The following is a 12,134-nucleotide window of genomic DNA, read 5'->3' as shown; positions in this document are numbered from 1 at the left end:
CACAATTATACGGACTTTATCGATTTATACAAATATTTATTGGAGGTATGTTTATGAATATTGAACAAAAACTTTTCGAAGATGCTAAATCCTTAATCAAAGAACGTTATCCAAAAGGATGGGGTGGTGCAGCTGCAATGTATTCGAAAAATGGAAACACATATACATCAGTCGCACCAGAAATTATAAACGCTTCTAGTGCATTGTGTATTGAAACTGGAGCAATATTAGAAGCACATAAGTACCAAGATATAATCACTCATTCAATTTGTGTTGTAAGAGATGATGAATATAGGGATTTTAAAATACTTACCCCATGTGGTACATGCCAAGAAAGATTACTATATTGGGGAAATAAAATTAAAGTCGGTATAACAACTGATAATGAACAACCCCAATACAAAAATCTATATGATTTACAGCCACATCATTGGACTAATGCTTACGATGATATTGAATTTTCAGTATAAATTTATTATAAAATGAGCTAACTATTTAATTAGTTGGCTTTATTTTATATTATCGATACTTTTAGAGAATCCAGATGTCTTATTTTCAAAACCATTATTTTTATAAAAACTATAGACATTGTCTCTTTCTTCTCTTTTACCACTATTTAAAGTGAATGTTTTGCATCCTAATTGAATTGCTAACATTTCTGACTCTTTTAATAAAAGTGTTCCATAGCCTTTCCCTCTATAACTAGAATTAATAACGAACGCTAGTAAACGCATATATTCACCATTTTTTTCATAGAACAACATTTTGCACATACCACTTAAACCAATTATCACGTCATCTTTTATTAAAAGTAATAAATAATAATCTTCATTATTGTATATCTTGTTCAAACGATTAACTAAATCCTCTTCTATTGTTGGATAACCTAAATCTTCATATAAAACTAACAATTCATCGATTTTATTTAAGTCACGTTCATCAAATAATCTTGTTTCTACATTCATAATATAACCTACTTATTTATAAAATTTCATATGTGGCTTTTCTTCTTTATAATAATCTAACCTATCTTGTAATGTACCTGTATGTAGTTCTAACTTGTGCCCGTCTGGATCAGTGAAGTATATTGATTTCTTATCTCTTATATCTCTTGTACGCCCTTCTAATATGTTCACATTTCTAACTTTTAACCATTGATACCATTCTTTAAATTCACTTTCATCAATTGTAAATGCCATATGCGTATAGGAGTATTGAATTTCATTTCTTGGTATATCTTTTTCTTCATTCAATGCCAGCCATAGTCCACCTAAAGTAAAATAAGCTGTCTTATTACTCTCTACTAGAATGTTAGCTTTTAAAATATCTTTATAGAAAGCAATAGATTGCTTAATATCTGATACTGAATAAGTAACGTGATTTATAGATTGAATCATTTAGTACCACCTCTTATTTAAAATTTAGTTGTTAAAAGTTTTTTCTATAACCATAAAAATTTCTAAAACCTTGTTTTTCGTAAAATTTTGCTGAACGGTTTGTTGCTAATAAATCAATTCTTGTATCTGGATACATTTTATGTAAATGATTTATCAACTCATTACCTATCCCCCTACCTCTTTTATGCTCTATTATAAGCAACTCACAGATAAACAAAGTAGTATAACCATCTGTTAGGCCTCTAACAAAGCCAATAACATTATCGCATTTATCAACGGCAACTATTGTTATGGAATTTTCTAAAGATTTCTTGTAGTTATCTTTACTTTCAACAAGCTCTTGCCATCTCTCAAGTTTATTCAATTCATTAATTTGTTCCCAATAACGTAAACGAAATTCTACTAATTTAAATTCAATGATAAATGCACATCCTTTTTTTATAATTCACAGAATATTCTAACATAGATAAACACAAAAATAATCTCTACATTAAATAGATAATACTACGTAACCTTTTATCGAAATGTAATATAAGTAAATTCACAAACAGTAATGTTAATCATAACTTTTTGTTATCACTATTATTTTTAAGTATAGTACAATTAAGTTAATAATTTATTTTTAAGGGAGAGCATTAAATGAAAAATTTTTTATTTTTATTATTAGCAAGTTTTCTAGTTTTAGCAGCATGTGGGAATAAAGAAGAAAATAAATCAGAAGATACAAAAGAAACAAAATCATCATCAAAAGATGATAAGAAAAAATCAAATGATGATAAAAATGCATCTAAAGATAAGAAAACAAATAAAGAAGATAACTCTGATAGCGATAATCAAACTACTAGCAGTGACAGTCAATCACAAAATAGTGATGGCCAACAAGCTAACGTAGATAATCAAAATCAAACTACTAGCAATACACAACAAGCTAATTCAGATCAACAAGACCAACAAAATAAACAAATGAATGCTAACCAACAACAAAACACCGCTAACACACAACAACCGCAACAAGACAATCAACAAGCTAACGGTTATGATCCTAATAATCCATATATGAATATGCCTGACCAAGAATGGCGTAAAAACACTGGGGATGGTCTTTCATCTGGCGAAAAGCAAACTATGTATGCAATTGAAAATAATCAATATGAAGTTGAAGACGCAGAGCAAAAACTTGCAGCATTAAAATATTATCAAAATAAATATAGTCAATAATATTTACGATTACACTACTTGTGCATATATCTTTTATAAAACAACCCACCTAAACGATTAGGTGGGCTTATTTTATCTCCACAATATCTAATAAATTAACATCACTTAAACCAGTTACTTCATATAATTGTAGAGTTTCTGTTTACGGGTCTATTTTGTGTATGTAATTAACATTTGTTTCAATATATCCACCTTCAAAGTAACGTAAATCAATTAATGGTTGGTTTTACATTTTAAATATTAGTGTATCGTTTAAATCAGCAAGTTGGTGGTCTCTTAATGTGGGCTTGTCTATCTTATTTTGGTCATTCATATACTGTTCTAATCTTTCGTACTGTTCGGGCATCGTCTTGAATGGTTGCCATTTAACCATTCCTCTGCCCTTTGGTATGCGTGGATTAAGATATTCACGTGGTATTTTACGATAGTCAGTTTCATTTTTATATTTATTTGGCATCATAGTATCACCTCACTAAACACAACGGAACATTCGTTCGCATATGTAAAAAAATAACCACCCAGTGACTAGTGTGGGTGGATTAAATCAAAACGGTACAGTTAGCTTCTTACTACTAAACGCAAGTAAGTCCACTGCACGTAATAAAATAAAACATACAACCAAATGATAGTATGCCAGTGTTAAACACTGTTTCCTCATTTATATTGTACCATAAAAAATAGGGAAAGCGCATATTGCCTATCCTAAACAGTATTATTAGAGAGCACTCTATTAAGGAATGGTAAAACTTATTCTAGTAATTTAAAATCATTTTATTAGTTATTGATTTTAGTAAATACTATCAGTTTGGAATTATATTGCAAAACTTATGAAAAATACCATTTTATTTTACATTATATTGTTATGTTAGTTATATAAATCAAAGGAGGTATTCATTATGAACAATTATGCGAAGTTTACTAGTATTGTATTAGCATCAATATTTACGTTATCTTTAGCCGGTTCACCTATCACACAAGCGAGTAAAGAAAACATTAATGTCCATCAAAAACAACAATTGAGTATAAATAACATACCAAGTGATGCACAAAAAGAAGGAGACCACTACGTTAAATATATTTCAGATCAAGAGTTAAAATCAGAATTAAATAAAAAAGGATATGATACTAGCGGTTTTGAATCAGCTGAAAGTAATAATAGTATCAATACTTATGCCGCTAAAAAAGGCGGAGTAACAAAAGCAGTATATGGTAAAGGCAAAAATTCGGATAAAGTAGACTTATACCTATCACATAGTGCAGCAACAGGTATAATAAAAGCTGGAGGGTCTGGTGCAGCTGGTGCGTTAGGAGCTTTAATTGGCGGTGTATCAGGTGGTTTTACAGGTTCGTTTGCAGGGTATCTAGTTAATGCATTTGGCGGTAATGCAGTTCCTAAAAATGGCATTATAATTAAAGGTAAAGTTGATGGTACTGTAGATAGTGTTGTAAATCAGTAGCAAATGAGGTGTTTTCTATTATTAAAATTTTAATTGTTTTTTTATCAGCCTTATTATCCACGTTGTATGCGTTGCTAATTTTAAATTTAGTTACCAATCAGACATTAAGTTCTATCTTAATAGGAATTGGTCTATTTATAATAGTATTTACAATTACTACAATTGGACAAAAGATGAATAATAACAAAAATAAATAAAAAAAGGGGTGGTTTTCAGCCCCCTTTTATTTACTTCATTTTATCCAATAAACTATTAAACATCTGCCTAATTCTTTGTGACTGCACACCAAATATACTCCCAGTTTCTTCAAATTTCACACCATTACTAAGTAATAAGAATATATTATGTTCTTCTTCAGTCGCTACTCTTTCAACAATAGCCTCTAATTCATTAAAAAATATAATATCTTCAAAGCTTGTATCGTTATTATCTATTGTTTTATGGTAGTTTAATATAAATTCTTTTACAGTACCTTTATCATACTTCGTACATAATCTACTGTCTTTGCAACACGTTTTAATATAACTTTTTTGTGTGTCTTAACGTTAATACACTTATGCCCATCACATCAGCTATAACGTTCTCTGTATGATTGTTATCGTCCCTCCATTACAATTTAATGATCTGTTGTACCTTTGTTTGGGTATTGTTGTATACCTCTGTAATGCCCTTTACAATCGATTCTAGGTTCATATATTGAAGTTCATCCATATCACTAGTTAGATTCTTATAAGTATCTACCATATTATGATAATTACACACGTATCTTTCTAGAACAACTTTCAATAAATTTCAAAATTTTCATACATGAAAAAAGCCCTCAACCGTTGTGGTTGAGAGCTCTTATAGTGGAGACGGCGGGAGTTCATTAAAGCGTTTATCTATTCATGTATAAATCGCTATAAGTGTTGTCATATCAATGTTTACGTTGCCTAATCAGTTGTGTGTAAAATGTTAAAATTGAAAAAACAAAAGAAATTTGGGGCAATGATTATTTGAAATGCAAATATAGAATTTGTTCCCCTTTGATTTTTAAAATAGTACCGCCAATAATTGTATATGTTAAACTATCTACTTTTTCTAACGATTTCAAATCACCTTTTCAATACAGTTATTCATAAATACATTTCTCGCTGCAGCACAGAGCTTCTCTCAGCATATGAAGAGTAATGTTATGAAATACATTTATATACCTAAAAATAAAATGGTAATTTAATACAAGTTGAAAATAAAGTAAGGGTAAACAGTAAGCTGAAAATAATAGTGTAAATCACTATAAATCCTAAAAGAGCATTAAAGATTACACAAATTTCCATTGGTATAATTAAATAAAAATAACTAAATACTAATATTAAAATACTAATCAAATTAAAGCCTGCTGAGAAATAAAATCTATATAAGGTTGTTATCAGTTTTTCTAAAAGCTTTTCAGAATTCTCATCGAAAAAGTTATCACTATTTAACTTTAATGTTTTGATTAAGTTCGTTTTTCCAATAGCACTTATAGTTAATGCTAAAGCACTAAGAGAAAAAGCTATCAGTGCTATAAAACCACCTATAAAAGCTAATATTAATGGAGGTAAACTATCAATGAAATTCTGTTTATTAGTACAATATAAAATAGTTAAAAATATTATTAAAACAAAAGTGATTATAAAACTATATAGCGCCTCTCTACTATAATATATTTCTTTATATCTTCCACTTTCGCATAAACTCTTCAAAAATCTTCTGTTCTTTAGTTTTTTTCTTATTAAGGATAATTTAATATTGCTATTTTCCATAAGGAAACCACCTTATTCCTCTATTCTCTCCGATTGATACATAACTTCAATAGGAGAATCTCGTTTATTATTATCAATTGGTTCTTTAAGAAACAATTTTTTATCTTTTTTCGTGTTGATTTCTATCCAACTATCTGAAGCATTTTTCCCTTTTGCATAATAGTAACCTGCTCCATATTCAGCAACTTGTCGTAATACACTAACAATTTTAGAAGTTTTTTTAATCGGATCTCTCACATCACTTTTCAATTCATGTTTATATTCTTTTATATTTGCTTCTTGTAATTCATCAATTATCTCATCCATATCATCTAGTATATCTTCCGAACCATTAGGTGGGACTATTGCAGCTGTAAATACGTTCATTTTGTCAATTTCCATAAACTTGGCTTCAGCACTTTTTTTATCTACCATCATTGTAATATTTACATAACCAACTTCAGGTAAATTATTTTCAAATAATATTTTAAATATGTTAATAAAATTTCTATAACCAAATTTTTGTTTAGGTACAAACGCTATTACTTCCGTTGTTAAATTAAATGAGAAAGGTATTGCATATGAAACTTTTTTCAAAGTTATATCGTCTAATTTTTCATAACCTTCATCAAAAATATTAAAATTCTCTTCGTCATATATTTTCAACAACCAGCCAAATATAATATTTTTTTTAAAATCTTTATTGATTCTATAAAATCTATATTTAACGTTGGTTTTTTCATCTCTATAACTATTTTTTGAATCCATGTTTAATAATACATATTCTAAAATATCACTTAATTTTTTGTGATTTTTATATATTTTAAAAATATCCTCATTCACATTAAATTTAGCATAATATATGTTACTCATTTTCCCCGTAACCTCTTTCTTGTGTAGTTATTTTTTATTATATATTTAGTTGTACAAAATAAAAAGGGTTTATATTAAAAAAGCAACTAATATCGGGGAATGATATCAGTTGCAACTACACAATATCATTATACTATATTTTAGTACCTAGTACTAATCATTTTAATCTTATTCCTAAAATCTGCATATATTATCATGTGGGAATCTACATTGGGATGTTACTTACCCAACTTTTCTAAATCCATAACATTCTTTTCATCATCTTCATCAATACTATCAATAAATACTGGTGTAGCTACATTCACTTATCTAACATTACAAGTTACAATATATGGTTGAATATTTTGTTCGTTTCTTAGATCAACTAACAAAGGGCGACGTGTTTCCCTACTTCCTTTATCTAATAACTCATGTAGCTACCGTCACAAATTGTTAAATAAGCTCATGCACTAAAGTGGTGCGTTAGCTTACACACTAAAATACTGTATGAGATGTATACAAATTTTTATATACCACTGTCCATATTTGGACTGTGAAACTCACTGCGCAAATCTGCGCCACGAGATCATACATCATAAATATATTTCGACTATAAGCTGCGTAGCCAAATTGACTACGCACATCTATAAGTTAGATAACCAATATTTCGGTTTTCCAAAGTACCGTTTTGGTAATTCAGCTATTACAGAACTACATTTGAGCTTTTCAGAATTTAGAAAACGGAAATATGCGTTATCTAATATCCCCAAATATGGACGTATTACATCGATTTTTACAAGTGTAGTTGTAACTACGGTTTCTCTTAGCAAAGCTCAAAAATGAGCCGTGTACTTTTTGCAAAGTCCAAATTTGGACTCTGCCGTCGTGTTTTAAGACCTCGCGCACCAAGTTAGTGCATATTGCTAAATTAGCAATATGGTTTACATACTTTTCAAGAATTGCTCATAATTATCAAATATCCCACTCTCACATTCCCCCTGTGCTGCATCGAGAAATGAATTAATGTATAGTTGTTCGTAAAATGTTCCATAATCTCCTATAATTTTCATCGAATTATAAGTGTTTTATAACTTAACATCTTTAATCATAACTTTTTGTTATCACTATTTATTTTTGAATGTAGTACAATTAAGTTAACAATTTATTTTTAAGGGAGAGCATTAAATGAAAAAGTTTTTATTTTTATTATTAGCAAGTTTTTTAGTTTTGGTTGGTTGTCAAAGCCAAGAAGATAAAGAGAAAGAGTTTAAAAAATCAACAACTACATATGTAAACGAACTAAATAAACATTTGGATAAGTATGATGAAGATGAAGGTGAAAGCATAGCAGATTTCGCAAAAATTTCTAATAAAACAAAAAAAGAAATAATTAAATCTTTTGATATATACAAAGACAATTTTGATAAAGATGCTTTAGATAACTACGAGAACAAAGAAGTTTATAACACTTTATCGAACATTACTAGTTTGTATACTGATTACTATTCGAATGTAAATAAAACAGCAAAAATTAATAATATAGGTGATGAAACATTTATTAAACATCTAGCAAATTATACATATAGATTAAGTGATTCTTTAACTAATCAAGAGGAAAATTTAAAAGAAATAGATACAAAATCACTACTAGGTGAAAAAACAAACAATAAATTAAATGATATGATTCACACTGATGAAGATGACATGGATGAATATATGTCTGTATTTGGGAGTTTACAAGGTGAAGGGTACGAAGTTGATAATGTAGATGAATTACCAAAATTTGATGCTGTGAAATATAGTAAATATCAAAACAATCAACATGACAGAACAATGTCGGCAAACGAGTATAATGAAATAGCAGATGAAGCCAATAAAATGTTAGATTCTGATTCACAAGTTGAGCATGTTGATGATGAAGTTAACGTATATGTATATAATTTATTAATGGACAAGTATAATATATTAGTTGATTATAAATAATCCTTTGGTCAGCCACCACTATGCTCTATATATCTTATCTTTAATAACGAAAAAACTTTATGAGATTAAAACTTATGCTGATCTTTTTGGAAACACAAAACTATAATTAATACATTATCCCAGTATGGGGTGCATTCTATTGCATAAACATTTTACTAAAGCCACTTTTTGTTCGTTCTCTTTTTATTGATGAGTAACTACTATCTTAGAATAATTTGAAATTCGTTAGATATGTTTTAAGATGACAAACTATGGTTATATAACAAATAGCCACTACTTAACTACCTTTATATTGATTTATGAGTATATCTCTGAGACCTGCACTTTATTTAGTGCAGGTTATTTTATGTCTACAATATCCATCAAGCTAATTTTTCTTAATTCATCTTCTACATGGATGTATAAGCATTCCTCTAAGTCACCCACCTTGTGAATGATACCCTCTACATTTTCAATGTAACCATCTTTATAATAGCAGACTGTAAGTGATGGATCATGAAACATCTTATATACTAATGTATCATTTAACTCGTTTAATTGATCTTCACTTAATATAGGTCTCTCAATTTTATTTTGGTCTAGTATGTATTGCTCTAATCTTTCGTATTGCTCAGGCATTGTCTTGAAAGGTTGCCATTTAACCATGCCACGTCCTTGTGGTATGCGTGGATTAAGATATTCACGTGGTATTTTACGATAGTCAGTTTCATTTTTATATTTATCTGGCATCATAGTATCACCTCAATAAATATAATAGAACATACGTTCGTTATTGTAAATAAAAAAAAGACAGACTAGACCGTCTGCCTTATAAATTAAGAGTTATAATGCTAAAAACTGATAAATACATTTTAACATGACATTGAACTATCAAGCAAATAACCATCCCATAACATACTTGGGCAATTGGTATGTGCAAAAATTAATAATTATAAAATAATATATATAGCTGTATGTAAGTTTACTATAGCATTAAATATCAGAATAAGCCTATTTTATACTCACTCTAATGTGATTAAAAGAAAAAATTTAGTTGTATAATAACCAAATAAAAAAGACGACTTTTAAAGTCGTCTAGTGCGTATTCTATAGAAAGTGATAAGTGATTCCATTACCTATTATATACAATTTTAGTTATATTGCAAATATTCAATCATTTTAACTATTAACTTGTCTAACATCTGCTTAACTCTCTGAACGCCTACTTCGAATATACGAGCCATATCTTTGTAAGTTTTCCCCTCTACCATCAGTAAAAACAAATTAAACTCTTTGAATGTTCCTACTGTTTCGGCAGCCAATTCTAGCTCGTTTAAAAATATCGCATCTTCTGTATTCATTTGATCTATACGCTTATGGTCAACTTCAGCACCTAACTCAAAGAAATCATCTGTTTCAATGGGTTTATCTTCATAATCATCGTTAATATGCTCGTGACAGCTCAATATAAACTGCTTAATCGTCTTTTTATCATACATAGCCGATTTCACTCGCCAATCGATCTAATATAGACGTTCTAGCACGCAACAATGCCCTTTGTTTAATACCGATAACGTCGCAAATAACGTCATCTGATAAGGTTTCCTTGTCCCACCACGTCAACTTGATAACTTGTTGCTTTAATAAAGAAGAATCATTATATACAGCAGTTATACCTTTAACCACATCACATATATTTCGGTACTGAAGGTCATTGACGTTATGAGGTCTGTTGATGTACCAGTCACAAAGTCTGTGATAGTTCAACATATACTTGGATAACATTTTATAGTTCACATCTTGATACTCAATAATCATATGGCAAGCACCTCACGTTCATTTTGCAGGCTTTCACGTTTTGTTTCGATATAGTCATTATAAATCACTTTATTGGCTTGTATGTGCTTCTCACGGCGTTGTGAACGGTTTTTATGATGGACTTGATATAAATCTTTCTGCAGTTTCTTAATCGTTTCGTGTGGCTTATATGAGCCATTTGACTGCATGTATTGAATGATATCCTTTTGTTCATGCGAAGGATAGTGTTTGATTAGCTTTTTAACCAAATTTAGTCGTTTATTTGATTGTTTTTTATATCTATCCAGCTCGTCTTTTTTCTCAACAATCCAACATACTAACTTTTCTAAAGGATATGAAGTTGTGACTACACCCATCACATCATCACATGTCATGTGCGACGTATTAAGGCTATACATACATTCAATTTGTTCTTCAATGGTTTGTATTTTACGATTAATAAACACGGGATTATAAGCAGTTAATAGCTCGTATTCGGTTATCTTTTCTGTAGGATAATATCTTAATACTTGCATACAGGGTTTTAGAAGCATTGTATAACCTCATTTCTTTAATTATTAGCATTTATCACATTTTTATAAACTATTAATCATCTTTGCCTATGCCAAACTCTTCATATACTGATTTAGGCTTCTTACCTGTCACAAAATCACCTACGGGATCATACTCATTTTTTGTCTTAGGTTCCATAATCTTGAGACGTGCCTCAACAGTTAATCCTAATTTGGGACAAATGGCGTTCATTGTATTCACGCTATCCCTTTGTATTGTGTAATGAGGTGAGAGCTTACTTCCACGTTCAGTCACAACCACCATACCTTCTTCTTGAATTTTGAGTGTGGCATTTTTGTAGTTACTATATGTTTGGCAATAAGTAGCAAGCAGACCTTTGTCTAAATCTTTAATAGGTAATTCATTAATAAGTGGAAGCACTCTATACCATTCTTGAGTAGCATCATCGTCTAAAAAATCGGGTGGCTCTTTTGATAAAGGTGTAAGCTCATTCATAGCTTTCTCAGTCGCATTTCTTTGTTCTTGTACATCTTTGGTACGGTAAGCTTTTTGTTGTGATAATAGTTTTCTTTGTGACATCCATATCATCTCCTATTAGTATTATATGTATTGAAACAATCATTCATATTAAGCTCTGACAAACGTCTTATAGTGCATTGAAAGGCTTAATAGTCGGATATTAAGCCATAAACGGCTTAAATTAGGCTATTTTATCTATTGATATTGTGAATTTTTACACAATTTTAGCTTTTCATTTCAAGATTCGGTTACGGATAAGTCGGGCTCGTTTTCGCTCGAACACTAGAGCCACGGGGGTTTTTCTTCGCCACACCAAAAAATATTTTTGAAATTTATTTTTTTGAATCTCAATCCGAAAATTTTTACACTCCCGATAAAATTAATCTATCCGTTAAAATTTCCACCACTACTTTAATTATCTACTGGGCAAAATTAATTTACTTTCAATCTAAATTTAGTTACTTTTTACTCTTTTCATACAACGTATTCTAAGCCCATTTAAGCCACATGTAAGATTGTTGAGTACCTAAAAAAACTAAATAATAAATGTATGCTCTGTATAGCTCTCTAAATGGCTACAAATGGCATTGTATAATGCAAAGTATTCATGCTTAGTTATAACGTTTTGTATCTCC

Annotated in this window: 15 protein-coding genes; 4 read left to right on the top strand and 11 right to left on the bottom strand. The window is 29.7% G+C overall.

Going from position 1 to position 12,134, the window contains the following annotated elements:
* Positions 1–53: 53 nt before the first annotated feature.
* Positions 54–470 (top strand): cytidine deaminase, encoded by a 417-nt coding sequence (locus tag KA833_RS13610; protein ID WP_210128420.1) that lies wholly within the window; start codon positions 54–56, stop codon positions 468–470.
* Positions 471–509: 39 nt separating this feature from the next.
* Here KA833_RS13610 and KA833_RS13605 read toward each other — a convergent pair whose 3' ends face one another.
* Genes KA833_RS13605 through KA833_RS13595 form a run of 3 tightly spaced genes read right to left on the bottom strand, consistent with a single transcriptional unit; the run spans position 510 to position 1,761 of the window.
* The gene (locus tag KA833_RS13605) at positions 510–965 is read right to left on the bottom strand and encodes a GNAT family N-acetyltransferase (protein ID WP_107359951.1); all 456 of its coding nucleotides are present in this window, start codon (positions 963–965) and stop codon (positions 510–512) included.
* Positions 966–977: 12 nt separating this feature from the next.
* Positions 978–1,397, bottom strand: coding sequence for a FosB/FosD family fosfomycin resistance bacillithiol transferase (gene fosB / locus KA833_RS13600; protein WP_107359950.1), 420 nt, complete (start codon positions 1,395–1,397; stop codon positions 978–980).
* Between the two features lie 31 nt (positions 1,398–1,428).
* A complete protein-coding gene (locus tag KA833_RS13595; RefSeq protein WP_157948044.1) occupies positions 1,429–1,761 on the bottom strand; it encodes a GNAT family N-acetyltransferase in 333 nt (110 codons plus the stop codon).
* Positions 1,762–2,036: 275 nt separating this feature from the next.
* Between KA833_RS13595 and KA833_RS13590 the strand changes: the two genes are divergently transcribed.
* On the top strand, positions 2,037–2,615 hold the full coding sequence (locus tag KA833_RS13590) for a hypothetical protein (RefSeq protein ID WP_210128403.1): 579 nt from the start codon (positions 2,037–2,039) through the stop codon (positions 2,613–2,615).
* Between the two features lie 226 nt (positions 2,616–2,841).
* On the opposite strand, the gene KA833_RS13950 is transcribed toward KA833_RS13590, so the two are convergent.
* Entirely contained in the window at positions 2,842–3,075 is a 234-nt protein-coding gene (locus KA833_RS13950) for a YolD-like family protein (RefSeq protein ID WP_245336307.1), read from the bottom strand.
* Between the two features lie 436 nt (positions 3,076–3,511).
* On the opposite strand from KA833_RS13950, the gene KA833_RS13580 reads away from it, so the two are divergent.
* Positions 3,512–4,072 carry a hypothetical protein gene (locus KA833_RS13580; protein WP_204180528.1) on the top strand — a complete coding sequence of 187 codons (561 nt, stop codon included), beginning with the start codon at positions 3,512–3,514 and terminating at the stop codon, positions 4,070–4,072.
* 1,193 nt (positions 4,073–5,265) lie between these two features.
* Here the strand turns inward: KA833_RS13580 and KA833_RS13575 are convergent.
* The gene (locus KA833_RS13575) at positions 5,266–5,856 is read right to left on the bottom strand and encodes a hypothetical protein (RefSeq protein WP_153647435.1); all 591 of its coding nucleotides are present in this window, start codon (positions 5,854–5,856) and stop codon (positions 5,266–5,268) included.
* A gap of 12 nt (positions 5,857–5,868) precedes the next feature.
* The gene (locus KA833_RS13570) at positions 5,869–6,708 is read right to left on the bottom strand and encodes a DUF4747 family protein (protein WP_153647436.1); all 840 of its coding nucleotides are present in this window, start codon (positions 6,706–6,708) and stop codon (positions 5,869–5,871) included.
* A gap of 1,164 nt (positions 6,709–7,872) precedes the next feature.
* Between KA833_RS13570 and KA833_RS13565 the strand changes: the two genes are divergently transcribed.
* Positions 7,873–8,670 (top strand): hypothetical protein, encoded by a 798-nt coding sequence (locus KA833_RS13565; RefSeq protein ID WP_210139599.1) that lies wholly within the window; start codon positions 7,873–7,875, stop codon positions 8,668–8,670.
* Between the two features lie 339 nt (positions 8,671–9,009).
* On the opposite strand, the gene KA833_RS13560 is transcribed toward KA833_RS13565, so the two are convergent.
* The 5 genes from KA833_RS13560 to KA833_RS13540 form a co-directional block, all read right to left on the bottom strand.
* Positions 9,010–9,402 carry a YolD-like family protein gene (locus tag KA833_RS13560; RefSeq protein WP_210139597.1) on the bottom strand — a complete coding sequence of 131 codons (393 nt, stop codon included), beginning with the start codon at positions 9,400–9,402 and terminating at the stop codon, positions 9,010–9,012.
* A gap of 398 nt (positions 9,403–9,800) precedes the next feature.
* On the bottom strand, positions 9,801–10,148 hold the full coding sequence (locus KA833_RS13555) for a hypothetical protein (protein ID WP_210124055.1): 348 nt from the start codon (positions 10,146–10,148) through the stop codon (positions 9,801–9,803).
* Positions 10,141–10,467 (bottom strand): hypothetical protein, encoded by a 327-nt coding sequence (locus KA833_RS13550; RefSeq protein WP_071560461.1) that lies wholly within the window; start codon positions 10,465–10,467, stop codon positions 10,141–10,143. Before KA833_RS13550 ends, KA833_RS13555 begins: the two co-directional genes overlap by 8 nt.
* The gene (locus tag KA833_RS13545; RefSeq protein ID WP_064263829.1) at positions 10,464–11,000 is read right to left on the bottom strand and encodes a hypothetical protein; all 537 of its coding nucleotides are present in this window, start codon (positions 10,998–11,000) and stop codon (positions 10,464–10,466) included. The genes KA833_RS13550 and KA833_RS13545 overlap by 4 nt, the downstream gene beginning before the upstream one ends.
* Before the next feature lie 52 nt (positions 11,001–11,052).
* Entirely contained in the window at positions 11,053–11,559 is a 507-nt protein-coding gene (locus tag KA833_RS13540) for a phage terminase small subunit P27 family (RefSeq protein ID WP_210139594.1), read from the bottom strand.
* Positions 11,560–12,134: the final 575 nt, after the last annotated feature.

Origin of the sequence: Staphylococcus sp. GDY8P67P, assembly GCF_017892545.1 — a bacterium.
Lineage (GTDB): Bacteria > Bacillota > Bacilli > Staphylococcales > Staphylococcaceae > Staphylococcus > Staphylococcus ureilyticus.
This window is presented reverse-complemented; position numbering and strand designations above follow the sequence as displayed.

Excerpts from the sequence above, each read along its gene's own strand:
- KA833_RS13550 (WP_071560461.1), bottom strand. The coding sequence starts at position 10,467 with ATGATTATTGAGTATCAAGATGTGAACTATAAAATGTTATCCAAGTAT.
- KA833_RS13565 (WP_210139599.1), top strand. The coding sequence starts at position 7,873 with ATGAAAAAGTTTTTATTTTTATTATTAGCAAGTTTTTTAGTTTTGGTT.
- KA833_RS13560 (WP_210139597.1), bottom strand. The coding sequence starts at position 9,402 with ATGATGCCAGATAAATATAAAAATGAAACTGACTATCGTAAAATACCA.
- KA833_RS13610 (WP_210128420.1), top strand. The coding sequence starts at position 54 with ATGAATATTGAACAAAAACTTTTCGAAGATGCTAAATCCTTAATCAAA.
- KA833_RS13570 (WP_153647436.1), bottom strand. The coding sequence starts at position 6,708 with ATGAGTAACATATATTATGCTAAATTTAATGTGAATGAGGATATTTTT.
- KA833_RS13575 (WP_153647435.1), bottom strand. The coding sequence starts at position 5,856 with ATGGAAAATAGCAATATTAAATTATCCTTAATAAGAAAAAAACTAAAG.
- fosB (WP_107359950.1), bottom strand. The coding sequence starts at position 1,397 with ATGATTCAATCTATAAATCACGTTACTTATTCAGTATCAGATATTAAG.
- KA833_RS13580 (WP_204180528.1), top strand. The coding sequence starts at position 3,512 with ATGAACAATTATGCGAAGTTTACTAGTATTGTATTAGCATCAATATTT.
- KA833_RS13540 (WP_210139594.1), bottom strand. The coding sequence starts at position 11,559 with ATGTCACAAAGAAAACTATTATCACAACAAAAAGCTTACCGTACCAAA.
- KA833_RS13545 (WP_064263829.1), bottom strand. The coding sequence starts at position 11,000 with ATGCTTCTAAAACCCTGTATGCAAGTATTAAGATATTATCCTACAGAA.
- KA833_RS13605 (WP_107359951.1), bottom strand. The coding sequence starts at position 965 with ATGAATGTAGAAACAAGATTATTTGATGAACGTGACTTAAATAAAATC.
- KA833_RS13590 (WP_210128403.1), top strand. The coding sequence starts at position 2,037 with ATGAAAAATTTTTTATTTTTATTATTAGCAAGTTTTCTAGTTTTAGCA.
- KA833_RS13555 (WP_210124055.1), bottom strand. The coding sequence starts at position 10,148 with ATGTATGATAAAAAGACGATTAAGCAGTTTATATTGAGCTGTCACGAG.
- KA833_RS13950 (WP_245336307.1), bottom strand. The coding sequence starts at position 3,075 with ATGATGCCAAATAAATATAAAAATGAAACTGACTATCGTAAAATACCA.